The sequence below is a fragment of the Brevibacillus laterosporus genome (assembly GCA_007833815.1).
GTDB lineage: Bacteria > Bacillota > Bacilli > Brevibacillales > Brevibacillaceae > Brevibacillus_B > Brevibacillus_B laterosporus_D.
The window spans coordinates 187,171-213,118 of the sequence record CP033464.1 but is presented as its reverse complement, the minus strand read 5'-3'; the positions used below and the strand labels follow the sequence as shown (position 1 = coordinate 213,118).

General features: G+C 41.4%; 28 protein-coding genes and 1 pseudogene. 17 read left to right on the top strand and 12 right to left on the bottom strand.

Features of this window, described 5'->3' with window-relative positions:
* Nucleotides 1-24 precede the first annotated feature (24 nt).
* A complete protein-coding gene (locus EEL30_02205; GenBank protein QDX91294.1) occupies nt 25-1,023 on the bottom strand; it encodes a sporulation protein in 999 nt (332 codons plus the stop codon).
* A 117-nt stretch (nt 1,024-1,140) separates the two neighbouring features.
* Between EEL30_02205 and EEL30_02200 the strand changes: the two genes are divergently transcribed.
* Nucleotides 1,141-1,761, top strand: coding sequence for a DUF1027 domain-containing protein (locus EEL30_02200; protein ID QDX91293.1), 621 nt, complete (start codon nt 1,141-1,143; stop codon nt 1,759-1,761).
* A gap of 203 nt (nt 1,762-1,964) precedes the next feature.
* Here the strand turns inward: EEL30_02200 and EEL30_02195 are convergent.
* From EEL30_02195 to glpX, 3 genes and pseudogenes are all read right to left on the bottom strand, one after another.
* Nucleotides 1,965-2,156, bottom strand: a pseudogene (locus EEL30_02195) (hypothetical protein).
* A gap of 265 nt (nt 2,157-2,421) precedes the next feature.
* The gene (locus EEL30_02190; protein ID QDX91292.1) at nt 2,422-2,694 is read right to left on the bottom strand and encodes a DUF3055 domain-containing protein; all 273 of its coding nucleotides are present in this window, start codon (nt 2,692-2,694) and stop codon (nt 2,422-2,424) included.
* A 9-nt stretch (nt 2,695-2,703) separates the two neighbouring features.
* Nucleotides 2,704-3,681 carry a class II fructose-bisphosphatase gene (glpX, locus tag EEL30_02185; protein QDX91291.1) on the bottom strand — a complete coding sequence of 326 codons (978 nt, stop codon included), beginning with the start codon at nt 3,679-3,681 and terminating at the stop codon, nt 2,704-2,706.
* Between the two features lie 351 nt (nt 3,682-4,032).
* Between glpX and EEL30_02180 the strand changes: the two genes are divergently transcribed.
* The 3 genes from EEL30_02180 to EEL30_02170 all read left to right on the top strand — a co-directional run bounded on the left by EEL30_02180 (nt 4,033) and on the right by EEL30_02170 (nt 6,121).
* Complete coding sequence (locus tag EEL30_02180) at nt 4,033-4,464, top strand: DUF86 domain-containing protein (GenBank protein QDX91290.1); 432 nt, start codon at nt 4,033-4,035, stop codon at nt 4,462-4,464.
* 118 nt (nt 4,465-4,582) lie between these two features.
* Nucleotides 4,583-5,215, top strand: coding sequence for a transcriptional regulator (locus EEL30_02175; protein QDX95645.1), 633 nt, complete (start codon nt 4,583-4,585; stop codon nt 5,213-5,215).
* 120 nt (nt 5,216-5,335) lie between these two features.
* Nucleotides 5,336-6,121 (top strand): TIGR01457 family HAD-type hydrolase, encoded by a 786-nt coding sequence (locus EEL30_02170; GenBank protein ID QDX91289.1) that lies wholly within the window; start codon nt 5,336-5,338, stop codon nt 6,119-6,121.
* Here the strand turns inward: EEL30_02170 and EEL30_02165 are convergent.
* Complete coding sequence (locus EEL30_02165) at nt 6,087-6,635, bottom strand: phosphatidylglycerophosphatase A (GenBank protein ID QDX91288.1); 549 nt, start codon at nt 6,633-6,635, stop codon at nt 6,087-6,089. The two genes, EEL30_02170 and EEL30_02165, sit on opposite strands and share 35 nt — an antisense overlap.
* 123 nt (nt 6,636-6,758) lie before the next feature.
* Here EEL30_02165 and EEL30_02160 point away from each other — a divergent pair, with 123 nt between their 5' ends.
* From EEL30_02160 to EEL30_02150, 3 genes are read left to right on the top strand one after another with little or no spacing between them, the layout of a single operon-like run.
* Nucleotides 6,759-7,883, top strand: coding sequence for a hypothetical protein (locus tag EEL30_02160; protein QDX91287.1), 1,125 nt, complete (start codon nt 6,759-6,761; stop codon nt 7,881-7,883).
* The gene (locus EEL30_02155) at nt 7,801-8,763 is read left to right on the top strand and encodes a D-glycerate dehydrogenase (protein QDX91286.1); all 963 of its coding nucleotides are present in this window, start codon (nt 7,801-7,803) and stop codon (nt 8,761-8,763) included. Before EEL30_02160 ends, EEL30_02155 begins: the two co-directional genes overlap by 83 nt.
* On the top strand, nt 8,760-9,752 hold the full coding sequence (locus tag EEL30_02150; protein QDX91285.1) for an alpha/beta fold hydrolase: 993 nt from the start codon (nt 8,760-8,762) through the stop codon (nt 9,750-9,752). The genes EEL30_02155 and EEL30_02150 overlap by 4 nt, the downstream gene beginning before the upstream one ends.
* A gap of 91 nt (nt 9,753-9,843) precedes the next feature.
* Here EEL30_02150 and EEL30_02145 read toward each other — a convergent pair whose 3' ends face one another.
* A complete protein-coding gene (locus EEL30_02145) occupies nt 9,844-10,065 on the bottom strand; it encodes a NifU family protein (protein QDX91284.1) in 222 nt (73 codons plus the stop codon).
* Nucleotides 10,066-10,323: 258 nt separating this feature from the next.
* Here EEL30_02145 and cysK point away from each other — a divergent pair, with 258 nt between their 5' ends.
* The 6 genes from cysK (at nt 10,324) to EEL30_02115 (ending at nt 18,373) form a co-directional block, all read left to right on the top strand.
* The gene (gene cysK / locus EEL30_02140; GenBank protein ID QDX91283.1) at nt 10,324-11,247 is read left to right on the top strand and encodes a cysteine synthase A; all 924 of its coding nucleotides are present in this window, start codon (nt 10,324-10,326) and stop codon (nt 11,245-11,247) included.
* Nucleotide 11,248: 1 nt separating this feature from the next.
* Complete coding sequence (locus EEL30_02135) at nt 11,249-12,382, top strand: bifunctional cystathionine gamma-lyase/homocysteine desulfhydrase (protein QDX91282.1); 1,134 nt, start codon at nt 11,249-11,251, stop codon at nt 12,380-12,382.
* A 238-nt stretch (nt 12,383-12,620) separates the two neighbouring features.
* Complete coding sequence (locus tag EEL30_02130) at nt 12,621-12,944, top strand: DUF1462 family protein (GenBank protein ID QDX91281.1); 324 nt, start codon at nt 12,621-12,623, stop codon at nt 12,942-12,944.
* A gap of 100 nt (nt 12,945-13,044) precedes the next feature.
* Nucleotides 13,045-13,644, top strand: a complete 600-nt coding sequence (locus EEL30_02125; GenBank protein ID QDX91280.1) for a hypothetical protein — start codon at nt 13,045-13,047, stop codon at nt 13,642-13,644.
* 147 nt (nt 13,645-13,791) lie between these two features.
* A complete protein-coding gene (locus tag EEL30_02120; GenBank protein QDX95644.1) occupies nt 13,792-14,895 on the top strand; it encodes a YheC/YheD family protein in 1,104 nt (367 codons plus the stop codon).
* 457 nt (nt 14,896-15,352) lie between these two features.
* The gene (locus tag EEL30_02115) at nt 15,353-18,373 is read left to right on the top strand and encodes an EAL domain-containing protein (protein QDX91279.1); all 3,021 of its coding nucleotides are present in this window, start codon (nt 15,353-15,355) and stop codon (nt 18,371-18,373) included.
* Between the two features lie 247 nt (nt 18,374-18,620).
* Here the strand turns inward: EEL30_02115 and EEL30_02110 are convergent, their stop codons facing one another.
* Complete coding sequence (locus tag EEL30_02110; protein ID QDX91278.1) at nt 18,621-19,688, bottom strand: NAD(P)/FAD-dependent oxidoreductase; 1,068 nt, start codon at nt 19,686-19,688, stop codon at nt 18,621-18,623.
* A gap of 192 nt (nt 19,689-19,880) precedes the next feature.
* Between EEL30_02110 and EEL30_02105 the strand changes: the two genes are divergently transcribed.
* Entirely contained in the window at nt 19,881-20,129 is a 249-nt protein-coding gene (locus tag EEL30_02105; protein QDX91277.1) for a DUF1450 domain-containing protein, read from the top strand.
* A gap of 91 nt (nt 20,130-20,220) precedes the next feature.
* Here EEL30_02105 and mqnE read toward each other — a convergent pair whose 3' ends face one another.
* A complete protein-coding gene (gene mqnE, locus EEL30_02100; GenBank protein QDX91276.1) occupies nt 20,221-21,324 on the bottom strand; it encodes an aminofutalosine synthase MqnE in 1,104 nt (367 codons plus the stop codon).
* A 245-nt stretch (nt 21,325-21,569) separates the two neighbouring features.
* On the opposite strand from mqnE, the gene EEL30_02095 reads away from it, so the two are divergent.
* The 3 genes from EEL30_02095 to EEL30_02085 all read left to right on the top strand — a co-directional run bounded on the left by EEL30_02095 (nt 21,570) and on the right by EEL30_02085 (nt 23,244).
* The gene (locus EEL30_02095; protein ID QDX91275.1) at nt 21,570-21,785 is read left to right on the top strand and encodes an aspartyl-phosphate phosphatase Spo0E family protein; all 216 of its coding nucleotides are present in this window, start codon (nt 21,570-21,572) and stop codon (nt 21,783-21,785) included.
* Between the two features lie 192 nt (nt 21,786-21,977).
* Nucleotides 21,978-22,334, top strand: coding sequence for an iron-sulfur cluster assembly accessory protein (locus tag EEL30_02090; protein QDX91274.1), 357 nt, complete (start codon nt 21,978-21,980; stop codon nt 22,332-22,334).
* A 169-nt stretch (nt 22,335-22,503) separates the two neighbouring features.
* Entirely contained in the window at nt 22,504-23,244 is a 741-nt protein-coding gene (locus EEL30_02085) for a metallophosphoesterase (GenBank protein QDX91273.1), read from the top strand.
* A gap of 78 nt (nt 23,245-23,322) precedes the next feature.
* On the opposite strand, the gene EEL30_02080 is transcribed toward EEL30_02085, so the two are convergent.
* The 4 genes from EEL30_02080 to EEL30_02065 form a co-directional block, all read right to left on the bottom strand.
* The gene (locus tag EEL30_02080) at nt 23,323-24,114 is read right to left on the bottom strand and encodes a DUF4247 domain-containing protein (GenBank protein QDX91272.1); all 792 of its coding nucleotides are present in this window, start codon (nt 24,112-24,114) and stop codon (nt 23,323-23,325) included.
* Between the two features lie 12 nt (nt 24,115-24,126).
* On the bottom strand, nt 24,127-24,633 hold the full coding sequence (locus EEL30_02075) for a DUF4178 domain-containing protein (protein ID QDX91271.1): 507 nt from the start codon (nt 24,631-24,633) through the stop codon (nt 24,127-24,129).
* Nucleotides 24,634-24,645: 12 nt separating this feature from the next.
* Nucleotides 24,646-25,056, bottom strand: coding sequence for a DUF350 domain-containing protein (locus EEL30_02070; protein QDX91270.1), 411 nt, complete (start codon nt 25,054-25,056; stop codon nt 24,646-24,648).
* 101 nt (nt 25,057-25,157) lie between these two features.
* Nucleotides 25,158-25,823, bottom strand: coding sequence for a PspA/IM30 family protein (locus EEL30_02065; GenBank protein ID QDX91269.1), 666 nt, complete (start codon nt 25,821-25,823; stop codon nt 25,158-25,160).
* Nucleotides 25,824-25,948: the final 125 nt, after the last annotated feature.

The window sequence follows — 25,948 nt, the reverse complement described above, 5'->3', positions numbered from 1 at the left end:
TGGCAAAGGGTGCTTTGTTGTCTCTTAGCGTGTCTTACTTTGTGTCTTGTTCATCATGCTTTTTGTTTTTTCGTAATCGGTCATTCCACCAAAGCTTTTAACAAGGTGATCTACCGTCTGGGAATGAGCAGTCCCATTGGTGCTATGAGTGCTTACTGTTTTTGTAGAGGCACTCGCGACATGAGACAATTCCTTGGACATCTTTGGATCGTTGGTTAAATAGACCTTGTAATAACGTGGTGCAATAGACAAGGCGCTATTACGAGCTTTTACTGTAGCGGAGCGAGTATCTTTATCGGATACTTTCACACCAACAAAAATCTCTTCATCCGTTACTAAGACAGTAGCATTTTCAATCCCTGGAACACTAGAAACCACTTGTCCTACTGCTTGTGCCAATGCATCACGGTCAATATAGACGCGAGATGTTTTTTCATACCCGCGTAATTGATTACGTTGTACAACAGCATATCCTGTTGTATTTGCATTTTGGCCATAGGAGGTGTTATAGGTACTATAAATACTCGGAGTACCTGTGCCATTCATTGCATTGTAATACGGATAAGAATGCGTACTGTTTGAGTTGCCATATGCGTTGTAGGTGCCTACACCGTTCATGCGATAGCTTTGTCCATAGCTTTCATTGGAATATAGGCTGGCTCCTTTGGTTAAAGAACGACCAGAATAGGGATAACCACTCTTGCTGTACGGATTTGCGTTATACATAGAGCTAGGAGTAGTAGTTCCATAAGAGGTTGTTCGATAAGCAGAAGTTGTCCCATCTTTTAGGTAATCATTGTAATTAGGCTCACTACCATAGAAGAAGGTTGGTCGCCCAGAATTGTTACGATAACCAAAACCATAATCATGGCCATATGTGCTTGTACGGTAATCCATACGATTCATATGAGAAGAGTTGGTATAGGATTTCGTCTGGGCTGTTCCGTTACCAGAGATGTTTCCACAAGCAGATGTAAGCAATGCTAAGCTGGCTACAGTAGCAAAAATCCATTTCTTTTGCATGGATGGACACCTCCTGAGAATAGGTTGCCCTTTAGAGGATATGTTTTTCCGTAAAAAATGTGGTAAGATTGGAGAAGATGTTCATGTTCTGAGGTTTAAGAAGAGGAGGAAGTACTCTTGATTCGCTTGCAAGCAGGTGTTTATGAATTAATGGAAGAAAATCGTGATGGCTGGAATCTGGAAGTCTGTAAGGAACGCTACAGCGATGTATTGGATAAATACGATTACATCGTTGGTGACTGGGGCTATGGCCAGCTTCGTTTACGTGGATTCTTTGAGAATACGAATCGTAAAGTGCCTTTTGAGCACAAAATTGCTGCATTAGATGAGTATCTTCAGGAATACTGCAATTTTGGCTGTGCTTATTTTGTTCTAAAGCGCACGAAACGTCTGAACGGATCTGAGCTAGGAGACGAGACAGACCAAGCTCTGATTGATGCGGAAAGCCTGGATAAGGAATCATCTTCTCAAGCGACCCAAGCTCCTACCCGACCTCGAAATTATGAACGTCCCTTTAAACGTCGATCGGACAAGAATGATAAGCCCTCACGTTTTCCTCGACCAGATCGGGATCGTCCGAATAAAGAGGCAAAAGATGGGAAGGATCGAGGGAATCAGAAGGCAATTCGCGCCGAACAAGGAAGCAAAGAGAAGCGTGTTAACAATCAGACGCCAAGAGGACCACGTGTCAAACCAACTGCCACATCTACGAAAAAAACAATTCAAAATGAAAAATAACGATACAACAACGAAACACCTGATGAAAGCAAAAGCTGCTTTCGTCAGGTGTTTTTGATTAGCTACACAGATTCATACCCATATCCATACCCATCTTCTCCATATATGGGAGCATCTGTGCGACGATACATAAACGGAGGGTAAGGGAAGGCTGGGTCATATGGTGAAAAGGGTGGATAAAAAAACAGTGGAAATGTCCCGGAATAAGGGTGGTAGCGGCGATGACCACCATGATGATGGTGAGGGAAGTGGTGATGATGACTATCATGATGAGGATGGTGTCTACCATGATCATCATGGCCGCCTCTTTGTACAGGAACGATTTCATACGGAGAATACGTAGGAGCTAAATAAGGTGTATAAGGATTGTAAACGGGTGTATAGTAGTTGGGATAAGCAGTGTGATAGGGGGCATTTCCTTCGACATATCCTGTATAATGATTCTGATCCCTTGCCTCAGGATGTTGAAGAGAATCATGTTGGATTGACTGGCTTTCGTATTGACTTTCCATAATCGACGGTACACTCCTCACATTTTCTGTTTTTGTATTTATGGGAGCAGTATACGGGGCAAATAGGCATTTGGCGTATGTCCATGTGTAAAATGGGCACAAATGACAAAGAAAAAAGCCCCCTGCAATGCAGAGGACCCAGTAAAGATTAACCAATTACTCGAACTAAAAACTCCTTTAGTTCTTCCGCTTCCGATTCAGTGATTTGAAAGGCATACTCTATGTACCCTTCTTCCTCTAAATCATCTGTTCCGATAATCGCGCTACGACCGTTTTGAATATTGACAACTAATTTTTTTCCATAAAAACGACTTGTTTTGATAATCGCCAGATCAAAACGAGTGGATTCGCCCATAAAGCTGACAAAGCGAGTAGTAGTCTCTTCCGTTTCATCATACAGATAAAAAGGCTCGTGGGACATAAGATTACCCTACTTCCATACCAAGTTTGGTTTATGATCTAAACTGTGTCTAGCCTCGACAAAGCGAACTGTTCTAGTTTTTGCTCTCATGACTAGGGAATGTGTCTTAGCTATATTATTGCTTAGGAACTTAACCCCCTGCAATAGTTCTCCGTCTGAAACTCCAGTTGCGGCAAAAATAGCATCGTCTCCAGATACTAAGTCATTAATTGTCAGCAGTTGCTCAGGGTCAGCTAGTCCCATTTGACGGCAACGTTCCCGTTCTTCTTCGCTTTGTGGTTTTAATCGTGCTTGCATATCTCCGCCTAAGCATTTGATGGCTGCTGCACTAATGACACCTTCAGGAGCACCGCCAATACCAACAAACAGATCAATTCCAGATTCTTCTGGCATACAGGCAGCAATGGCAGCTCCCACGTCTCCATCTCCAAACAGTTTGACACGAGCTCCGGCTTCTAGAATGGAGTCAATGATTTCTTGATGACGCTCCCGTTCTTGAACGATTACGGTTACTTCTTCAATGCGCTTTTGATTCGCTTTAGCAACTGTTTCTATCATTTTTTCAATCGAATCATCTAGATTGATTAAACCAGCCGCAGCAGGTCCTACCACCATTTTTTGCATGTACATATCTGGTGCATGTAACATAGTGCCACGGTCTCCAATGGCAAGTACAGCCATGGCGTTATTGTGACCTTTAGCAAGAATGGTTGTTCCTTCCAATGGATCTACGGCTACGTCAACCTCGGGAGAATCTTCAGACCTATTACCTAGTTTTTCACCAATATACAGCATAGGTGCCTCATCGAGTTCTCCTTCACCGATGACAACCGTACCGCGAATGGAAATCGTTTCAAATACGGCGCGCATAGCTGATGTTGCAGCATCATCCGCTTCATTTTTTTTGCCACGTCCCATCCAGCGTGCAGAAGAGAGTGCTGCTGCCTCTGTCACACGAACAACTTCTAACGCTAATTCTCTTTCCATCTGATCCCCCTGTTACATTCGTTGTTATCGTTTTCCCAAAAAGGAATTTATCGACTTCATTTTATCACAACATCAGAAAAACAACAGATGTTCTCCTGATTAAAAGCGAAAGAAAAGATTGGATAGATAAGTGAATGTACGGAAATCGTTCAAATCTGTTAGATAAGTTATTTCATTCAGCATTTTTGTTATAATGGGACAAGGAAACGAGGTGAGTTTGTTGACGGAAGACCTTGGGATGAGCTTACTTGTATTAATGATGGTGGTATTCACGTTTTTTGGAACCGTGATTTGGGCAAAACTTGCTTCTAAAAAACGCAAAAAATAGATGATTGGGCGGAGGAAGACAACATGTATGATGTAAACACAGCAAAAGTGGACCAAGTGCTTACTTATATGGAGAGCATGCTTACGCTCTTATCTCAAAATATGACTTATTCTAATGAAGAACTGGCTTGTGACCAGATCAAACAGTTGGCAATCGAACGCGCTCTGCATATATGTATAGAAGGGATTGCAGATGTTGGAAATGCTCTCATAGATGGATTTATCATGCGCGATCCTGGTAGTTATACAGATATCGTTGAAATTCTACGAGATGAAACAGTACTTACTAGCGACCAAGCCACTGTTTTACACCGCATCATGGAATTCCGAAAACCGCTTGTTACGTATTCAGAAATATCTGTGTTGGAAATGAGTGAGTTGATTAGAGAGGCTCTACCTGTTTTGACAACATTTGCATCTGCTGTTCGGGCATACATTCAAAAGGAATTATTCTAGAGTATCAGACGTGGCTAAAAGGCTAGTAACGAAAGTAGATTTTTTAAACAAAAACCTTTCATTAGTTTACTAATGTTATTCCTTGCTGTAAAATGGAGGAGAAAGGACGGTGATTGTTATGTCAAAGGAACAGACTTCAACACGTGACCAAATTCTGCATATGTTAAAAGTTAAAGGTTCCCTGTCGGTTAGCGACATCGCGTTGGATTTGGGTATCACGGAGATGGCAGTACGTCGTCATTTGAACACGTTGGAGCGTGACAATCTGATCAAGTCCTCGCTGGTGCGTCAGGCGATGGGTCGTCCGACTAATGTATACTCCTTATCACAACAAGCGGATGAATTATTTCCGCGTAACTATCATGATCTTACGCTAGACTTCCTTCAGGATATAGTTGATATAGACGGAGCGGACAAGGTTGCAACCCTGTTTCGCAGACGAGAAGACCGTCTCGAAGAAATTTATCGCCCCTATATTCAAGGCGAATTGGGAGAAAAGGTAGCTGCATTAGCGGATATTCAAAATCAGAAGGGCTACATGGTGGAATGGGGTCAAGAAGAGGAAACAGGGGACTATTTTATTAAAGAGTTTAACTGTCCGATCTCTCAGGTAGCTCGCCAGTTTAATCAGGCATGTAGCTGTGAACTCTCATTATTTAAACGCGTATTAGGCACTGAGGTGGAGCAAACCTCTTGTATGGCCAAAGGCGGAGACAAATGCCTGTATAAAATTAGACCAAAGGCTGAATAAAAGCTAACAAACCACTCATTCTGCGGGTGGTTTTTTGTTTTGCTATAGGTGTCTATGTGATTTGTCATGTCCAAACCGAACAAGTACAATAAAGATATTCTAAGGCAAGGGAGAGGCAACATGAAAACATATAAAGGATACCTGCTTGATTTAGATGGCACCATTTATCATGGGAATCGCGTTATACCCGAAGCTGTAACTTTCATTGATTACCTTCAAGAAACGAAAACTCCCTATCTATATGTTACCAATAATTCATCGACCACCGCAGAAAAGGTGGCAGAACGACTAAGCAATATGGGATTACCTACTACAGCTGATCAGGTATATACGACCAGCATGGCTACAGCCAAATATTTGTCTGAACAAAAGGTACAACAGAAAACATATTTTGCTTTAGGTGAAGAGGGGCTATTTAAAGCCATGGAGGAGGCAGGGTATTCTTTTACAGAAGAGAATCCTTCGTATGTTATCATTGGCATTGACCGTACTCTTACCTATGAAAAAGTAGCAACGGCCATGCGGGCCATACGTAATGGGGCCACATTTATTGCCACGAATGCAGACCCTGCCCTACCGACTGAACATGGTTTGATGCCGGGAAATGGAGCCTTAGTAGCTGCCGTAGCGACTGCATCAGCACAGCGTCCAATCATTATAGGTAAGCCAGAACCCATAATTATTCAATATGCATTGGAGAAGCTCGGAACAAAGCCAGAGGAGACCATCATTGTGGGGGATAACTTACATACAGATATCCAAGCGGGCATCAATAGTGGTATTGACACCCTACTTGTACTTTCGGGGTATTCTACACTGGAAGATGCAGATAAACATGATGGACCACCTACGTATGTAGAACAAAGTCTACTTACTTGGATGGATAAGATACGCCCTGCGCTTTAAGTTCTTCTTCTTCCTGATGACGACGGCGGTGGGCCAATCTACTGGATGCAGCTGCCGCGATTGCGCCTACCAGATCGTCTAAAAAGGTATGTACACCATTCTTTTTATCGTTTAATTTCTCTAACACACCGTATTTAATTTTGTCGGCGTAGCCATAGTTGGTAAATCCGATACTTCCGTACAGATTTACAATTGCGAGCGACATGACCTCATCTACTCCGTAGAGAGATTCATCAGTAGCCAGCATCTCTTGTAAAGGGGATATCAGCTTGTTCTGTTCGGCTAGTATATCTAACTGAATGCCTGTTAATAGTGCGTTCTGTACTTCACGCTTTTGTAAGACGGCATGTATGCTTTCCAGACATTGTCCCATCTGTAGGTTCGGAATATATTTTTCTTGGAGGAACATCACGATTTCTCCAATATCTTCAAGTCTTACTCCTCGCTCTTGCAAGAGTTCAAGTGCCTTTGCGTAAACTTGTTCGCCCCAAATGGGATGTTGTTGATTCAACAAAAATCGCCTCTTTCTAGCAAATATAAAGGTAGTATTTATCTTTTAAGTAAAGCTATACACTCACCTATGCCCACGATGCTTCATAAGCTATTTAAACAGAGTCAGGGCCAGGAGGTTTGTGCAATGGAAGAATTATTAGGCAAGTTTTGTGAGGAGTATTCTTTTATTGATGCAGAGTGGAAAGAGGAGAATGGACGCAAGATGTTGTATACCGATCGGGGATTGCATTACATCCATGCTTGTCCACCATCATATCGAGCAAAAGGGTTTTTATTGGAGAAGGCAATCGAGACGATCCATAAGAATTGTGATTTGAAGGTCCTACCGGTTTGCAAGGCAAATGATGACAAGTATCATGTAAAAGACGGAGAAGTTTTGTACTATTTGCAAGAAGGCATGAGGGAGACGACCTGGGAACGCCATTATTTTCATTTGGGCAAATCGCTTGCAGAATTCCACCAGGCGACGCGTTCATTTTCATGGGATAAGCTGTATTTACCGTATCGCTCTTTAGGCACGTGGCCTGAGATGTGGGAAAAAAAGTGCAAAACCTATGAGAGCTTACTCGATAGTTTGGAAAAATCGGATGCATTTACTCCTTTTGAGGTTTATTTATTTACGATGTTTACGTATGTGCAGGTATCTGCTAACACCGCTATTGATTATCTGAATGGTAATGGTTACAAGAAATTGACGAATGATCTTAGTAAACAAGGCAAGCTTGCTTTTCAGAATTTTCAAGAGGGTTATATTTTGTTTCATGAAAGTGGAAAAAGATACATTGCGGGACAATATAGCTGGGTGCTGGATATGCGTACGCGTGATATTGGGCAAGGCATTAAATGGATGGTTCGCAAACATGGATGGCAAGCGGAAAAAGTAATGGAGTTTCTAGCGGGTTATCAATTTGTGACACAGCTTTATCCAGAGGAGTTTGCCTTTATTTTTGCTATGTTGCTGTATCCCTCACGCTTTTTAAAAACAGTGGAGCTGTATAGTCTCATGGGTGATGAGGATCGTGAGAGGGCAGGGGATGAATGGCAGGCACCACTGGATGAAGAGCTTGCCACAATGGAACAGGTACTTGGACAATATCCAGAAGCAATCCGTCAGCACTTCGGCGTTGGAATTCCCGAAATACATTGGCTATGGAGGTTCCCAGAAGATGACGAAAAAACCATTTGTGTATGTGACACGGAAAGTAGCGGACGAAGCTTTGAATCTTTTAGCGAGTATAGCGACTGTTGAGGTGTGGGATCAAGAGTACCCTGTACCACGCGATATTTTATTAGAAAAAGCAAAACGGGCGGACGGCTTATATGTCATGCTGTCCGACCGGGTTGACCGAGAGCTAGTAGATGCAGCCCCGCATTTAAAAGTGGTATCTACGCTTGCAGTTGGCTATGACAGTATTGATCTAGAGGCTTGCAAAGAGAGAGGTATTGTCGTAACAAATACACCAGACGTATTGACGGATGCTACTGCCGATCTGGCGTTTGGTCTGTTAATGGCAGCTGGTAGACGTTTTGTAGAAGCAAACAGGGTACTGATGAATGGAGAGTGGAGAACATGGAGTCCTTATTTCATGGCGGGCCAGCGCATTCATGGTGCAACGATTGGAATTATTGGAATGGGACGAATTGGCGAAGCGGTTGCCAAGCGGGCGAATGGATTTGACATGCGTATTTTATACCATAATCGGAGCAGAAAAATAGAGGCGGAACAAGCCTATGGGGCTACGTATTGCTCTTTAGCTGATTTGTTGCGTGAATCTGACTATGTGGTGTTATTAACCCCATTAACGGAGGAAACGAGAGGATTAATGGGAGCTGAGCAATTTGCCATGATGAAATCTACAGCAGTTTTTATTAATGCTTCACGTGGAGCTACTGTAGATGAAGAGGCCCTCTATCAAGCTTTAAAACAGGAAATAATCTGGGCAGCGGGTTTAGATGTTTTTCAACAGGAACCGATTCCGACAGACCATCCTCTCTTATCACTTCCAAATGTAGTCGCTCTCCCACACATCGGTAGTGCTACATATGAAACTCGTGATAATATGGCGATGCTTGTCTCCAAAAACATAGTAGCCGTACTCTGCGGGGACAAAGCGATTACTCCTGTATGAGCCAAAATCTATTGATGTTCCTGCTTTGTTTTATCATCTTAGTGATGGTGTTGCTAGTGGTGATTGGTGTGTATGTTGGTCAAAAATTACTGCATCCACCCCGTAAGCCTATCACCATACGTCCAGAGGATAACGGTTTACCTGTATATGATTGCATTTCATTTCCAAGTCGTGACCAGTTGAACATGAAAGGCTGGTATTTTTCTTCTGATAAGCACCGAGAAGCATTTTTGAAACAAATTGATGAAGGATTAGACACGGCTAAACAGGAAGTGAAAAAGTTACAACCGCTCAAGCATGCTACGATTATTTTTGCGCATGGCTACAGTCAGAATCGCCTAGAGCCGCATTTGCCAGCTTTAACGCTTGCTAAATCTTTTGTGCAAGCTGGCTATGACGTGATGATGTTTGATTTTCGCAGTGCGGGGGAGTCGGAAGGAATACTATCCACAGTGGGCTTGCATGAACAGAAGGACCTGTTAGGGGCAATTGATTTTGTCAAAAAACACGAACCAAATCATCGTATCGGTTTAATTGGCTTTTCTATGGGAGCAGCCACCTCTCTGATGGTTGCAGGAGATGATGAGCGTGTGAACGCAGTGGTTGCAGATTGTTCATTTTCTTCGTTACCTGATTATCTTTCTAACAATTTGCCGAGGTGGACAAGACTCCCTGCGTTTCCGTTTACTTCTATTATTTTAACAGTGATGCCAATGCTGGTGAAGGAAAGCCCAGAGCAGGTGAAGCCTATTGAGGCGGTCAAGCGATACGGCTCCAGACCGCTGTTACTGATTCATGGTAGAGAGGATAAGACTATTCCTTACAAGGAAAGCGAAAAGTTATATGAAGCAGCCGTGCATCCCGAAGCAGAATTATGGCTGGTACAAGAAGCAGGTCATGTGCGTTGTTATGCTAAAGATAGAGCGTCATACTGTGGTCGAGTACTTGGTTTTTTTGATCGATATGTGGGAAAAAGTCCGAGTAAGTAGATTTCGGACTTTTCCTATATGTTAATCTGGTTTTAAACAAAAAAAGCATTCAAGGCATATGCGCATGAATGCTTTCAATCGTATAATATTCTTAGAATACTTGTTGAACTTCTACAACACCAGGTACTTCTTCAACTAATGCACGTTCAATACCGGCTTTTAGGGTGATGGTAGAAGAAGGGCAGCTACCGCAAGCACCCATCAAACGTAGTTTTACGATGCCATCTTCAACGTCAACAAGCTCAACGTCACCGCCATCGCGTTGCAGGTACGGACGAAGCTTTTCTAGTACTTCTTGTACTTGTTCTTTCATGTATAATCACTCCTTTTCAACTCCATTCTATTATAATCTCCCTACTTACGAAAATCCATGAGTTTCTATACTTATTATCATTCTTTTATCAAAAATAGGGGGAGAAATGGATAATTGTTTCTAAATAGTATGTGAGTCCGTCATGGATGGATCATATTAAGATAAATGCAAAAAGTTTGCTCAAAGCATGGTATACTAATGGCGTTCGCTGTACTTATACATTCCTGCATATAAACATTGGATCGGAGGAAGATCTACGTGAAGGTTTATCGCAACATAAAGGAATTAATTGGAAATACACCTATTGTTGAACTGACACAATTTGCTTTACCCGAGGGGGTCCGTCTGTTTGCCAAATTGGAGTCTTTTAATCCAGGGGGCAGTGTCAAAGATCGGCTCGGAGTAGAATTAATACGAAATGCAGAAGAAAGCGGCCTATTACAACCTGGTGGGACTATTATTGAACCAACAGCGGGTAACACGGGAGTAGGAGTAGCGCTCGCCGCAGTTAATACTTCTTATCGCGTGATCTTTTGTGTACCTGAAAAGTTTTCAATGGAGAAGCAAGAGCTCATGCGTGCTTTGGGAGCTGAAGTGGTAAATACGCCAACGGAATTAGGGATTAAGGGGGCAATTGCTAAGGCAAAGGAATTAGCTGAGACGATTCCAGGAGCATTTGTGCCGCAGCAATTTGCCAACCCGGCTAACCCAGAGGCTCATTATAAAACAACAGGACCCGAAATTTGGGATCAAATGGATGGTCAGGTTCACACCTTTGTGGCTGGTGCAGGATCAGGTGGTACCTTTATGGGAGTGGCGCGTTATCTAAAGGAACAGCGTTCATCCATTAGGACCGTCATTGTTGAACCAGAAGGCTCCATCTTAAATGGAGGAGAATCTGGCCCCCATAAAACAGAGGGCATCGGTATGGAATTAATCCCAGACTTTATGGATACGTCCTATTTTGATGAAATATATACAGTGTGGGATGAGGATTCATTCTCTCTTGTAAAAGAGTTGGCACGTAAAGAAGGCATTCTGGCTGGTAGCTCGGCAGGCGCAGCTTTGCATGCGGCTTTAAAGGAAGCAGAAAAATCAGCTCCAGGAACGAATATTGTTGTACTATTTGCAGATAGTAGTGAGCGTTATCTATCGAAACAAATTTATCAGGGAGGTATCTAACATGAGAATGAAAACACGGTTAATTCACGGTGGTATTGAAGGGGATATTCATACAGGGGCAGTTTCCACACCGATTTATCAGGTAAGTACCTACAAGCAGGACGGAATTGGCGTTCATAAAGGCTTTGAGTATTCCCGCACAGGTAACCCGACTCGACATGCATTAGAAACCTACATGGCTGATTTAGAAGGTGGCGCACGTGGATTAGCCTTTGGTTCGGGAATGGCAGCACTTTCCACCATTTTATCTTTATGCAATCAGGGCGATCATTTGGTTGTGGGAGATGATGTCTACGGTGGTACTTATCGCGTTATTACACGCGTTTTCTCAAAATTGGGCTTGGAAGCCACTTATGTAGATACGACTGATCTTGCGGCTGTTGAAAAAGCATTACGTCCTAATACTCGTATGATTATTATGGAAACACCTACCAACCCTTTACTAAACGTAACAGATGTGAGAGCGGTAGCTGAGATTGCGAAATCCAAAGGAGTCCTACTCGTAGTAGATAACACATTCATGACCCCTTATTGGCAGAATCCATTAGACCTGGGTGCAGATATTGTTTTCCATAGTGCGACCAAATACTTAGGTGGGCATAGTGACGTGGTAGCTGGTGTTGTTGTTACTAAGGAAGCAGAATTAGGAGAACAGCTTCACTTCCTACAAAATGCGATTGGGGCTATTCTAGGTCCTCAAGATTCATGGCTATTGTTACGTGGGGCCAAGACATTGGGAATCCGTATGGAAGAACAAGAGAATAATGCTAATCAATTAGCTCTTTGGTTGCAAGAACAAGCTTCTATAAGCCGAGTGCTTTATCCAGGTCTTGCTTCCCATCCGGGGCATGAGCAAATGAAAAAACAAGCACGTGGTTTTGGTGGCATGATTTCTTTTGATGTAGGTAGCAATAGTCGTGCAGAAGAAGTTTTATCTAAATTGAAATATTTTACCCTGGCTGAGTCATTGGGAGCGGTCGAAAGCTTAATCGGTTTACCTGCTCGTATGACGCATGCCTCGATTCCTGCTGAACGACGTGCAGAGCTAGGTATAACAGATGGTTTAATCCGCATTTCCGTGGGAATTGAGGATGTAGAGGATTTATTGGAGGATTTGGAACAAGCCTTGGTATAAAAAACTATAGGTGTGAAGGATAAAACTAGAGAAGCCAATCCAAACAGCGTAAAAATGTTTGGGCTGGCTTCTTTAGATTTACGAATCATCCAAGTCAGCCAACTAGTTTATTCAAACCATAGCTACATACTAATGGTATTCTCTAAGTCAATCAGATAAAATACAGAAAGATTGTCATTACGCATATCGTAATCAAAAACCATATAATGAAGACAAACAGGGAAGCGGAGGGGTTCAAATGAAAGTAGAAATCTTGGTATATGGAACGGAACAATTATGCGCAAGCTGTGTGAATCTGCCTTCAGCAAAGGAAACAGCAGTCTGGCTAGAAGCAGCAGCTGGGAGAAAATTTGTACAGGAACAATTTGCTGTACGTTACTGTGATTTCTTACAACCAACGACAGAAATAGATAAATTGTGGGCAAAACGTATTGAAGAAGAAGCTTTATGGTATCCACTTGTCGTAATTTCCGGGGAAATTGTCGGAGAAGGAAATCCAAAGCTAAAACAGGTGTATGATGCCTTAGCAAAAGCAGGAGTACAACACTTAGACCAACTCTGAACAAATGGAAAAAATAAGGTGTAACCTTTTTGTAAAGACTTCACTACAAGGTAAAAGTTATGATAAGGGTGTTAATCATAACAGAAAGAGAAGATGATGAATGAAAAATCATAAATGGATGGGGCTTGTAACCCTTAGCCTCTTACTTGTAACTGGATGTAGTGATGCGACCTTAACGAACCCATCAGTGTTATCGAATGAGACTACAAACCTAGAGAAGAAGCAAGAGAAAGCTCAACCTGGTAAAAGTGGGGAGTCCCATACTGAGAAACAAGCGGGTATAGAGAAACCATGGGAAAAAGATGTAATGCCAATTGATCCTAGTAAAGTTATTGGTATGACAATTGATCAATTGTTTGCAGAAAAAGGGGAAGGCAAAAAAGAATACGGTGACAATGCAGACGGAACGTTCCTTTCGGCCATTGAATACAAGGAAACCTGGTTTAAATGGACTGAACCAGCGAAAGCCCAATATATTATAGATGATAACAAAGTAATGCAAATTACATTAACATATGAAAAGAATACCAAGGTTCATGATTTAATCAAACAAATTTCCCAGTTTTTAGGGAATGGTGAACAACGTAAAGAGACAGGGGTTCCTTCTTCATATTCCGCCCATTGGAAAACAGGAGAGGCAACATTTAACTTACAGTACTTTGACACCTACACGGAGATTTACATATTTCTTAATCGATAAATGAATGACAGATCAAATAATTGATACTACAAAACCTACCTTACCCAGTTATTGAGGGAGAATGGTAGGTTTTTTACGTTTCTATTCACTTGAGCGTTAGCCTATTCATAATCTGAATGATAGCAAGGATGAAAAAGGATGATGAGAATGGCTAACAGAAAACTGATTGGAATCTTAACATGGAGAGAAGGAACAAAGTTCAGTGAGCCCAAATACTTTCGTAATCTGATCCGTCAGGGAAAGGAACTAGGTGTAAAGGTATTTTTATTTTCCCATCGTGATGTGCTCGTAAAGCAACGACGGGTGAGAGGGTATATACCAGATAAACAAGGAGGCTGGAGTAGTAAGTGGTTTGGATGGCCAGACGTAGTAATAGATCGTTGCCGAACCAGACAACCAGGATATTTATCGTTTCGTCGTCAAAAACATTTTTTGTATGCGAATAGCGTGTTTTCCAACAAATGGAATATAACAGATTACCTATGGGAAGACGAAACAATGAGAAAATGGATGCCACGTACACAAATTTATTCAGAAAAAGCCTTGCATGCCTATATGGAGGATTTTCCGATTGTTTATGTAAAACCGGGAAACGGTACAGGTGGACGTAGTGTTCTTAAAATTTCAAGAATAAAAGGTGGCTTTTTGCTGGTTGGCAGGAATAAGAAAGTTCAGCATAAAACATGGCAAGTAACATCTAGGGATGCTTTGGTTGAACGTGTCAATCTTTGGGTTGATCAGGAACAGATTCGCAAAGGTTATTTTATGGTTCAACAAGGACTTGATTTAGCATTACTACCAGACCGACCAAGTGATACGCGCTTATTAATTCAAAAAAATCAACAAGGAAAATGGAGTATTACTGGGTTAGGTGTAAGGGTTGGAGTGTTGAAAAGTGCTACTTCTAATTTGCATAACGGTGGGAAAGCAACTGACTTTATCAGTTTCATGAACAACAAATTTGGTGAGGAGAGAGGTAAGGAAATCTTACATGAATGTCATGAATTAGCTTATTATACGGTGAAGAAATTAGAAGAAAAGTATGGACGTATGTTGGAATTTGGTTTAGATATCGGGATAGATACATCTGGTCATATCTGGTTAATTGAGGTTAATCCCAAACCAGGTCGTGATATCTTCTTAGGAATGGGGAAAGCAGAACTATATAAAGAGGCGGTTCGTAATCCCCTAGCCTATGCCATTTGGCTTGCAGAAACGGAGAATAAAACTGTTGCCAGATATGATAAGTGAGATAACGAGACATACATGACAATTGATAAAAGGGGAAAAATGGATGTAAAGTGTATAAATAGATGATGATAGCTACGGAAGGGCTACTCATTGTTAAAACAGTGGGTGACATCCGTAGCTTTTGTTCGAAAACATTAATAAGGATGTAAAATTTATTTTGAGAAGCAACATTATTATAGAATATATATCTGGGCCGAAATATATAATTTACTTATAAATAATAGGAAGAAAAACCACGTTTTTTTAAAACCAAGGCAGGAATTATCGCGAAAAAAGTCGAATATCAAAGTGCTATCGATGCGATCTTTAATAGCCTTCTATAGCATAAAAAAGCAGAGAGTGGTATAGATGGGTCCTCTATAGATAAACCAGATAGAGTGAGTGGTAACGAGGAGTATTAGAGTGGATAGAGTGAGTCCACATTCGTGGGAAAAGGTGTAAGGGTAGGAGGTAGCTCATGTCTGACAGAGATCATTATTCCCCGCAACAATTGAGGAACAACGAGCGTCTTCGCACCATTAGAGAGCAGGAGCATCAAATTGCTAATTTACAAAAGAGCATGGCTCAAATGGAAAAAAAGTTTCAGGAAACGACACAGCAGCATACGAGAATCCTTGAAACCTTGCATAATCAAATTTTTGCAGTAAAACGACAAGAGAATGGCTCATTTGTTCTAACCTTGTCGGAAGGAAAAATTGCAGAGAATCTAGGAGTGACGACAAAGGATGTAGAGGGTAAAACCGTTACCGAAATTTTTCGTCCTGATTTTGTGCCCGTTGTACAGCAAAAATTTGAAGAAGCATTCTCTGGCAGCTGCGTGTGGTATGAATTTGAGCAGAACGAACGCTTTTATATTACGCAAATCTCCCCCCTTTTGGAAGGCGATAAGGTGACCGAGATTGTCGGCACAGTGTTAGATATTACGCAGTCTAAACGTGCGGAGCAGAAAAAGAAGCAGTATGGTCAGAAATTTAAAACTAGCCTATCTATTCTGCCTCACGTCCTGTTTTCCTTTGAAAAGCGAGAAGATAACCAAATTACCGTTACATTATTTGAAGGGGCACTTACCAAGCATTTTGGAGTGGGCATGAAAGAAGGGCCTTTAGAAGATGTAATGCTACCTGATATGGTAAAAATAATGAAAAGTCACATGGAGCGTGCCTTTTTGCAAGAGACAGTTGATTTTCATCTTTCATTGGATAACCGGCTGTATCATGGACATATGAAACCAGTAATCATACAGAATTATGATACAGACAAGCAAAGGGTAACAGAAGTCGTTGGTTTTTTAACTGATGTGACTGAACAAAAACAAATAGAAGAAATGCTACATGTGGTGACCCAAGGAATTACTAACAAGATGGGTGAAGAGTTTTTTCGCTACTTGAGTCGTACACTGACCGATGTGTTGGAATTAGATTACGCATTTATTGGGATGCTGCATAAGAATAAACCGGGTCGCGCAGTTACCTTATCGATTAGTGGCAAAGAATCTGATTTAGAGAACATTGAGTACGATATTGCTCACACCCCTACTGAAGAGGTGATTCGAGCTGGAAAAAGCTGTGTACTAGAAGGTGCACAACAGGCATATCCTCTCGATCAATCTCTATGTTTCTTTAAAGTGGAAGCTCAGATGGGGCATCTCTTATATGATTCTAATGGTAATCCGATGGGAGTACTTGCGGTTATGAGTTGCAAGCCAATCACCAATCCTGGATTGATTGATTCCATGTTACATGTATTTGCTTCCAGAGCTTCCGCTGAGCTGGAACGAAAACTGGCGGAAGAACAACTCATTAAAAATAATGCTATTTTGCGAGCCACACACGAATCAATGATGGATGGCATGTTAATTGTAAATGAATGGGAACAAATTGTGCATTATAATCGTAAATGTAAAGAAATGTGGAATATACCTGAAAACGTGGAACAACAGACCAATGCTAATCATTGGCTCATGTACATGTTGCCACAAATCAAGAATAATCATCAATCAACTACTATATTTGATCTTAATCAAGTGAACAAGCTACACGCTGACACAGTAGAGATCAGTTTCTGTGATGGGCGAGTCTATGAAGTGTATTCGGGACCAATTGATTCCAGCCAACAACAATACTACGGTAGAATCTGGATTTTTAAGGATATGACCGATCGAAAAAAACACGAAGAAATGATGCGCCAAAAGCTATTTTATGATTCGTTGACCGGATTGCCAAATCGAGTGATATTTGATGACCGTCTACTATTAGCTATTTCTCAAGCAAAGCGTACAGAAAGTATGCTAGCCGTAGTCATTTTAGATTTGGATTGTTTTAAAGTATTTAATGATACCTTGGGGCATGCGGCAGGAGACCAGCTATTGCAACTAGTAGCAGCTCGATTGGCTGATCATATGCGAGAGGGAGATACTGTTTGTCGTTTGGTGGGGGACGAATTTCAATTCATATTCCCGGATATATCTAGCCTTCAGGATGTAGCTCATCTTTCTCAACAATTACTACACAAGATAGCGTTACCATTTGAGGTGGAAGGTCAGAGTTTGACCATGACTTGCAGCATTGGTATTAGCTTGTATCCAAATGACGGGACTACACAGCTAGAATTAGTGAAGAACGCCAAGGCAGCATTATATCGATCGAAGGAAAAGGGCGGCAATTCCTATCAATTGTATACGCCAGCCATGACAAAGAGTGCTTTTCAGAAGTTAACTCTCATGCAGGATTTACGCTATGCAATTGAACGTAATGAACTTTTTTTACAATACCAACCCCGTTTTGATCTGAGTACAGGAGAACTAATTGGGATGGAGGCGCTGGTGCGATGGGATCATCCTAGATTGGGACTAATCTCACCAGGTGATTTTATTCCATTAGCAGAAGAAATGGGTTTCATCGTTACATTGGATGAATATGTTTTAAAAGCAGCATGCATTCAAAATAAGAAATGGCAACTAGCCGGTTTAAAGCCTGTACGAGTAGCTGTTAATATTTCTCCAGTTGAGTTCCAACAACGCAATCTCGTCGCGACAATCGCTGAGGTATTGCAGGATACAGGACTTGCTCCTGAATATTTGGAAGTGGAGATTACAGAGGGTGTCACTATGCACAAAGTAGAGACGGCTATTACTACCTTGCATGAGCTAAAGGATTTGGGGATTCATCTATCTATTGACGATTTTGGGACAGGATATTCCTCTCTTAGCTATCTGAAGAAATTTCCAGTAGATACACTTAAAATAGATCGTTCCTTTATCCGTGACATTACAGTAGATCCGGATGATGCAGAGATTGTTTCTTATATCATTGCGTTAGCTCGCAGTTTAAAACTGAATGTAATTGCTGAAGGGGTAGAAACAGAAGAGCAGAAGAGATTTTTAACTGAAAAGCACTGCTATGAGATGCAAGGATTCTACTTTAGTCCTCCGTTACATACAAATGACTTTGCTAGATTGCTGGAGACTGGTAGTAAATAGTGAATGGCATACAATTATAAAAGTCAGAAACCCGGAGCATTGTTTCGGGTTTTCTTTTACATCCTCAAGAATACAATTTGATAATTAAATATGATGTAATATTTAAAATGTTTTGATACTATTGATAAGAGTTTTAGGCTGGTGCTTTTTGATGAGAATAGACTGGCAAAAAGCCTCTGGCCATAAAAAACAAACAACCGCTCCTTTGAAAAAGGAACGGTCGCTGTATCAACATTCATTTATTTGGCTAACCTAAATGATTTTTATACATCCAAAGGACGCCACTTTTCATTACCCGAGGCATTTGACCTACGAGCGACATTTTGCCCATTACGCCAAATCCTTCTTTTTTCCCGAGGGAGCCAAGCGTACCTTTTAGCTTAATATCAGGCATTACAGTAGGATAACCTTCGCCTTTCATTTCGCGTTTTAACACCATGGCAATCTGTTCGCCTTGCATCTCAGCAAGCTGAGCGCTTGGTGCATACGGTAAGCTGGCGCTGTCACCTACGACATAAACGTTAGTATAGTCTGGAACCTGATGATAAGGATTGAGGACTGCTCGTCCGCTGCCATCTTGCTCAATAGGAAGGTTGCGTACAATTCGATTGGCTTGAATACCTGCTGTCCAAACGATGACATTGCTTTCTACAGGCTGATCGTTGTTATATACAACGCCATCCTCCACACAGGTTACGTTGGCCATATTAATTAGTTGAATGTCATTTTTTATGAACCATTCTGAAGCATAATCCTGCAATTTTTTCGGGAAAGGGCTAAGAATGCTTGGCCCACGATCCATTAAGCGAATGGTAAGATCCGAACGGCTTTCACGTAATTCAGCAGCAATTTCTACACCACTTAAACCACCACCGACAACGGTAACTGAACCATAGGGGTTAATACTATTAATCGCTGCATAAGCACGACGTGTAGAGCCCAATGTTTGAATGGAATGTGTGTACAGATCGGCTCCTGGAATATTATGATAACGATCCTCACAGCCCAAACCAATAATGAGCCAATCGTATTCTAATTCTTCTTCATTTTCGAAAAGGATCAAGCGCTCAGTTAGGTTGATGTCAATAACTTCTCCGTGTTTAATCTGTAAGCGTGGATCGCTTGGAAAGGCTACTCGCACTTTGCTTTCTGGTTCCGTGCCGGCTGCTAACGCGTAGTATTCGGTTTTTAAACCGTGGAAGGGCATTCGATCTACTAGCGTTACCGTAACGTCTTCAGGCAAGTCAGGGGTAAGTATGTGTTCGATGATGCGCAAGCCCCCATAGCCACCACCTAAGATAACTAGTCGTCTCATAGGAAGTCTTATCCTTTCTATGCCATATTTAAAACGGTTCCATTTTTAAAATGGAAGTGCAACAGAAACTTTTAAACGAATAAGGAAAATGATATAATTTGAAGTCGTCCCCAATCATTATAACTCTACCGTCTGCCTAGGTCGAGTTCCAATATTCACATAACTGCAATAATTTTTGAATAGGAGGGGCCCATGAAAGCCTTAGTGGAATTTTGTTCGAGCAATGTCATTTCTTATACCAAAACAGTCATCGATGCGTTAGAAAATGACCCTGACTTGGATGTGGATGTGGTGGAGTATGGTTGTTTAGGACATTGTGGCGAATGCTATATGCAGCCTTTTGCGCTAGTCAATGGAGATTTCATCACAGCAGAAACGACAGACTCACTTTTGACGTTAATTAAACAAAAAATACAGGAATTTGTTAAAGAATGGGAATGACGGGGCGATGGTGTCCATTAAAAAGAAGAAGAACGCCTTGTTGAGAGCCCCCAGATCATGGTCAACTTTAACTAAGCGTTCTTCTTTTTTATTAGTATTCTTTAATTACGTTATAGTGTGTATCGCGTTCAACAGCAACTTTACCTGCACCTTTAATTAACCAGATCAGATCTTCCTTGGTTATCCCCTGGTCAGATAGAGCACCGGCAGCATGACTGATACGTTCTTCTACCAGTGTACCATGAGCGTCAGAGGCACCAGCACGCAATGCTAGCTGAGTTAATTGTGTACCGATATTAATGAAATAAGCTTTGATATGGTCTACATTATCTACCATCAGACGGCTAATCGCAATCGTCTTGATGTCGTCCATCGCAGAAGTACGGCGTCTAATACCTGCTGTAGCTTTCAGAGGTTGGACTGCTAGTGGAATGAATACCTGGAATCCGTTGGTCTCATCCTGTAATTCTCGAATACGTGACATATGAATTAAGCGTTCTTCTTTAGACTCAATTGAGCCGTACAGCATGGTACATGGTGTTTGCATACCAAGTCCATGTGCTGTGCGATGAGCAAGTAGCCAATCGTCTGTGCTTGCTTTATCAGGGCTCATTTTAAGACGGTAGCGCTCGGTCAATATTTCGGCTCCGCCACCAGTCAGGCTTTCAAGTCCTGCTTTCATCAATTCTTGTAGTACTTCTGTCATGCTGATTCCAGCTAGACGGCTAAAAAATTCGATTTCAGCTCCGGTGTAAGCTTTGAGTGCTACATCTGGATAAGCTTTCTTTAATGTGCGAAGCGTATCTAAGTAGTAATCAAAAGGTACATGGTTATTATGACCACCAACGATATGGAACTCACGAATGCCATCGTTAAAGCGAGTCCCTACATAGTGGAGTAATTCATCCATACTCATGGTGTAAGCACCGTCTTGGTTCTGATCGCGACGGAAACCACAGAAGCGGCAGTTCGCTTCACACACATTGGTTGGATTAATATACATATTTTGAACAAAGTAAACTTTGTTGCCATTTATACGCTCATTCACTAGATTAGCTAGTTGAGCAATACTAAAAACGTCGTCTGATTCGTAGAGGGCTAGACCATCTTCCATGGTGAGACGCTCTCGGTTTATCACTTTTTCAGCAATCGACGCCAGCATTTTATCTTGCGTTGCAATTGTTAGCAAAGACATATTTTCAACTCCTGAATAGTTATATAATACGCAATTTTTGTAAGCGTTCCAAATAGTAAAGTACTTCTATTATAAGCTTCTTTGATAAATGCAACAACCTTCTAAGTTTTTACTGTGACAAGTTACAATATTGACAAGAATACACAAAATTGTACAAAAATACAGTATAAATGGTGAATTTTGTTTGCAGAGGAATTTATTCTAAAGTAAAATATGATATATAGTACATGAGAGGGGGAGAGCAAATGCGGGAACAATTACTCGAGAAAATGGAACTCCTTCGCCAACAAATGGTACAAATTGGGACTCAATATGGTTTACATCACCCAGAAGTATTACGTTGTAGCCGGGAGATTGATTTGTTACACAACCAGCTTTTGCAATTGGAAAGAGAAATATCCTTTTATCAGGAAAAGTCTTTTCCCCTTCATATATTTGAGAATCAAACCCATTTTGCCTGAGCTTACACTATACCTTTCCAAGGTCGACGTCAAAGAGATGTCGGCTTTTTAATAAATGATAATTTTGAAAATTCTTGTTTGTAATAAGTGCATCGTTACCTTGTTGCGGTATATAATTCTTTGTATACTTAAGAGAAGCTGTTTTATAATAAAAAAACAGCATTCTATATTGTTGATCGAGGAGGGAATGGCATGATCAACTTCACACCTCAAGCAAGTGCTAAAATTCGTGAATTGCTAGAAGCGGAAAATAATCCAAATATCTTGTTGCGTGTTGGCGTGAAAGAAGGCGGATGTAGCGGTTTTTCATATGGCATGGGAACGGATGAATCAACGAACGAGGGCGATCAGGTTTTTGACTTTGAAGGATTTAAAGTAGCGGTTGATGCTGAGAGCTATAAATATATTGAAGGACTCGTAATTGATTATAAGGAATCCATGATGGGCGGCGGATTTTCTATGGAAAATCCTAATGCTGTTGCTTCTTGTGGATGCGGTGCTTCATTCCGTACGCGTAATTACGAGGGTAAAGCTGAAAAATGCGAGTAGACGCTTTGTAATAAACAAGCAAGCTTCGCAAATCAGAGAGAAGGCCTTCTTGCCTCGTGTAGGGGAATTCATACATGAGCAAGAGGCTTCTCTTTATTTTTTGGCTATACCAGAGGATTGGAGAAGCCAAGTTTTCTAATACGATAAGTGAAAAGAGGGAGGAGAAGACGTGGAAAGGATAGCCGTAATCTCTGATATTCATGGAAACATACCAGCTTTGGAAGCGGTGCTAAAAGACATAGAGACGCGTGGAATTCAAGAGATTTATTGCTTAGGGGATTTGGCTGGCAAAGGACCTGAGCCAGAAAAAGCTGTCGATATGATAAAAGAAAGGTGTACAGTCACAGTACGTGGAAACTGGGATGAGTTCATCGGCAATCCTACGGAGGATGAAGCGTTTCTTTGGCAGCAACGACGCTTGGGGGGAGAGCGGATTCGTTATCTGAATACCCTGCCTTTTTCGTATGATTTTTGGATGAGTGGCAGGTTGATTCGTTTGTTTCACGCTTCTGCAGATAGTGTGTTCCATCGCGTTCGGTTTTCTTCCCCGTTGGAAGAACGTCTTGCTATGTTTGAGAACACAGAAGCAACTGGAGGAGGGAAACGTACACCAGATGTAGTCATCTATGGAGACGTACACCATGCATTTATCCAAGGATTAAAAGAAAGGTCACTATGTAATGCTGGGAGTGTTGGAAACCCGCTGGATACGACACAACCATCTTATATGGTAGTAGAGGGTAATTTACATAATCAACAACTAAGTAGTTTCTCGATGGCATTAGTGCGTGTTCCTTATGATGTGGAGATAGCTATACAAGTGGCGATTGATGAGGGGCTACCATCTGCAGAACTAGCTGCTTACAAAAAAGAGTTACGAACAGGGCGCTATAGGGGATTGCCTGACTAAATAAAAAAGGATCCAAGAAGATTATTCTCCTTGGGTCCTTTTAAATTAGAGATCAATGTTTTCCACGAAGAAAAATCATCAGCGCCGCTTGATGCTTCCAAATCCCTTTTTAACCTTTGGAGGAGAATTGGTGCGTGGGCGGTCTAACACGGATGAATTCTTTTTAGTTGAGGAAGAACCGCCAAACAAGGAACTACTTCCGCTGTCACCTTGAGAGTCTCTAATGATTTTCCCCTTGGATTTAGAGGTGTCAGCATCAGATTTCTTAAAGATACTGTCGTCAGAGGAAGAGGATTTTCCACTATTATCGGAGGAACGGCGTAGGATAGAGCCTTTGCCTTCCGTAGTAATAGGAGCATACGTCTTTTTCTCTTGTTTTGTTGGAGCATGATAATCTGTCCCTGATTTGTAGATATCCCGACTGGAATAGCCACGATAGTTACCTTGGCCTTTGGACTTCATAGAATCAAACAGATCACCTAGTACAGTGGCAATGAAATATCCTTCTAGGAAGGACATATTATAATTTTTTTGAACGAATTCCTTGCTATCTACTTCAATCAAGGTGTCGCTTGGTTTGGCTTCATCTTTTTGTAGATGGTACCATTCATTGGAGTAGATGAGAAACATGTGATCTAGATCTTCTTTAGAAATTTCCTTAGGCTGACGCTCTTCGGCCAGCTCCTTGGCAACTTCAGGAACCGTTTTGTCCGTCGCACGATAGATGCGAGAGGATTCGGCCCCGTTTTTCGTAATCTTCTCTAGTGGATAAGATGATCCTACTGACTGATCGGCGCAACCAGTTAAGAGTCCGGCGACCAGAGAGAGGACGAGGGTTGTCTTTAAAAATTTTGACAATGCTTGCCACATGAGGCCTCCCTCCTACACTCCCCGGAGTACTTTTACATCAGCGGGGATGATAAATTCTCCTTCATACAACATGAAGCGTCCGTCTTGCCATTCAATACGTAATAGTTTGCGATTATCGGATTGAAATTCCCAGACATATTGCTCGCCATCCGCAGAAAATGGTGTTTTTCCTTGTGCGGTCATTTTTCCATCGTATTGTTCTTCCAGATGATATTCAATGTCATCTAGTTCAATGGTTGTTGGAACCTCATCAGGAGAGTCAAGTCGGCCATCAATCGGTGTATACAGCTCGTAATTAGTTTTTTCCCGTTCTTCAATGTTCAAATAACGAAAGGTATTTCCATCCTGTAACGTTAGCATAATCGCGTTTCGTTTGGGATTACGAATACGTCCCACAACTTGATACGTAACGAAAGAAACTTCAACAATATCGCCTGGTCCCAAAGTTAAAATGCTTTTTTCAACAAGGGGAGCCTCAGGTTTTTTTAAGATATTTTTGACACGTTGAAAAAAACTCATGTGTAATTCCTCCTACAGTAGGCAAGCCGCAATAATAAAGGCACCGGTAAGATGGAGAGAGCCAGAGAAGAGTGCGTGTGCTACTTTTCCTTCCTGTGTTCCTTTATTTAATTCGAGACCTGCTATCTGGTATACACCAAATTGAACAATTTTTTCAAGTATAAATAGCAAGACGAAAGATACAACAGAAACGAGTAGCCCCTGAATTAAATCGTTAGATATAGACAATGATTGCGATAAAATATAGCCTTGAGCAAATAGTTTCATAATAAAGCGAGTGGATACGGCTACGTTGCCTCGCTTAATCTCTTCCATATCTTTATACTTGGTAAATAAAGTATCAATCCACATCAAGAGGCATAGCAAGAGAGCGCCTGAGACCGTCCAGACGATCATTCGTAAAATATTCATATCTCCCAGCATACAAAACCTCCTTTATCATTGTGACGCATGATGCGCTTAATATCCAGTGAAAAAACGTGGAATATGTAACAAAAGAAGAAAAGGGAACCGCATAAAGCGGTTTACCCCTCATATTTTTTTAGTAGCGCAGCCAGTTCGTCTTCTACTACTTTATCTTTATGCAATTGAGCAATTTCATCATCTAGCGAGGTTTGCTTTTTATAAATTTCCCCACTTGCCTCAGCTTCAGCCTCTAGTTGTAGGGCACGATCTTCCATGCGTTTGAGACCAGCCATTGCGGTATCACTGTTAAATCCAGCCATACTTTTGTTGATATTTTTTTGTGCATTTGCTGCATTCACGCGAGCCACTAGAGTCTCACGCTTATTTCTTAATTCAATTACCTGTTTACGCATCTCTTCTAATTTCAAGCGTAAATTGTCAGCAGCTTCTTTATTTTTTGCATAGCTGGCTTTGTATTCATCCATCTTCACAGTAGCAGATTTTTTCTCTTCCAATGCACGGCGAGCTAGATCAATGTTTTGAGCTTGAGCGGCAATGTGAGCTTGCTCTTCACGTTTTTGAACCAAAGCTTCCTGTTCTTCATACAGCAGCTTGAACTTTTTCTCAAGTGCGATTTGAGCAGCTACAGCTTTCTCAGCATCCTCTAAATCCTCTTGCATATCACGTAGATATTGGTCAGTCATTTTAATTGGATCTTCTGCTTTTTCAATTAGAGAATACAAGTTAGACATAGTTAAATCACGTAGACGTTTAAAGAATGACACAAAGCATTCCTCCTTGTTAGTACAAACATATTTGGTTAGGCTCAAAGACCCTAGCATTTCAGCGCTTATATTCTGTATTACGTCTGGAGACGAGAGAAGTTTCATTTGTAAAAAAGAATTTATGT

What these genes read in the sequence shown, in the direction of transcription:
- EEL30_02205 (QDX91294.1), bottom strand. Translation starts at nt 1,023, where the DNA reads ATGCAAAAGAAATGGATTTTTGCTACTGTAGCCAGCTTAGCATTGCTT.
- EEL30_02190 (QDX91292.1), bottom strand. Translation starts at nt 2,694, where the DNA reads ATGTCCCACGAGCCTTTTTATCTGTATGATGAAACGGAAGAGACTACT.
- glpX (QDX91291.1), bottom strand. Translation starts at nt 3,681, where the DNA reads ATGGAAAGAGAATTAGCGTTAGAAGTTGTTCGTGTGACAGAGGCAGCA.
- EEL30_02180 (QDX91290.1), top strand. Translation starts at nt 4,033, where the DNA reads ATGTATGATGTAAACACAGCAAAAGTGGACCAAGTGCTTACTTATATG.
- EEL30_02175 (QDX95645.1), top strand. Translation starts at nt 4,583, where the DNA reads ATGTCAAAGGAACAGACTTCAACACGTGACCAAATTCTGCATATGTTA.
- EEL30_02170 (QDX91289.1), top strand. Translation starts at nt 5,336, where the DNA reads ATGAAAACATATAAAGGATACCTGCTTGATTTAGATGGCACCATTTAT.
- EEL30_02160 (QDX91287.1), top strand. Translation starts at nt 6,759, where the DNA reads ATGGAAGAATTATTAGGCAAGTTTTGTGAGGAGTATTCTTTTATTGAT.
- EEL30_02155 (QDX91286.1), top strand. Translation starts at nt 7,801, where the DNA reads ATGACGAAAAAACCATTTGTGTATGTGACACGGAAAGTAGCGGACGAA.
- EEL30_02150 (QDX91285.1), top strand. Translation starts at nt 8,760, where the DNA reads ATGAGCCAAAATCTATTGATGTTCCTGCTTTGTTTTATCATCTTAGTG.
- EEL30_02145 (QDX91284.1), bottom strand. Translation starts at nt 10,065, where the DNA reads ATGAAAGAACAAGTACAAGAAGTACTAGAAAAGCTTCGTCCGTACCTG.
- EEL30_02135 (QDX91282.1), top strand. Translation starts at nt 11,249, where the DNA reads ATGAGAATGAAAACACGGTTAATTCACGGTGGTATTGAAGGGGATATT.
- EEL30_02130 (QDX91281.1), top strand. Translation starts at nt 12,621, where the DNA reads ATGAAAGTAGAAATCTTGGTATATGGAACGGAACAATTATGCGCAAGC.
- EEL30_02125 (QDX91280.1), top strand. Translation starts at nt 13,045, where the DNA reads ATGAAAAATCATAAATGGATGGGGCTTGTAACCCTTAGCCTCTTACTT.
- EEL30_02120 (QDX95644.1), top strand. Translation starts at nt 13,792, where the DNA reads ATGGCTAACAGAAAACTGATTGGAATCTTAACATGGAGAGAAGGAACA.
- EEL30_02115 (QDX91279.1), top strand. Translation starts at nt 15,353, where the DNA reads ATGTCTGACAGAGATCATTATTCCCCGCAACAATTGAGGAACAACGAG.
- EEL30_02110 (QDX91278.1), bottom strand. Translation starts at nt 19,688, where the DNA reads ATGAGACGACTAGTTATCTTAGGTGGTGGCTATGGGGGCTTGCGCATC.
- EEL30_02105 (QDX91277.1), top strand. Translation starts at nt 19,881, where the DNA reads ATGAAAGCCTTAGTGGAATTTTGTTCGAGCAATGTCATTTCTTATACC.
- mqnE (QDX91276.1), bottom strand. Translation starts at nt 21,324, where the DNA reads ATGTCTTTGCTAACAATTGCAACGCAAGATAAAATGCTGGCGTCGATT.
- EEL30_02095 (QDX91275.1), top strand. Translation starts at nt 21,570, where the DNA reads ATGCGGGAACAATTACTCGAGAAAATGGAACTCCTTCGCCAACAAATG.
- EEL30_02090 (QDX91274.1), top strand. Translation starts at nt 21,978, where the DNA reads ATGATCAACTTCACACCTCAAGCAAGTGCTAAAATTCGTGAATTGCTA.
- EEL30_02080 (QDX91272.1), bottom strand. Translation starts at nt 24,114, where the DNA reads ATGTGGCAAGCATTGTCAAAATTTTTAAAGACAACCCTCGTCCTCTCT.
- EEL30_02075 (QDX91271.1), bottom strand. Translation starts at nt 24,633, where the DNA reads ATGAGTTTTTTTCAACGTGTCAAAAATATCTTAAAAAAACCTGAGGCT.
- EEL30_02070 (QDX91270.1), bottom strand. Translation starts at nt 25,056, where the DNA reads ATGCTGGGAGATATGAATATTTTACGAATGATCGTCTGGACGGTCTCA.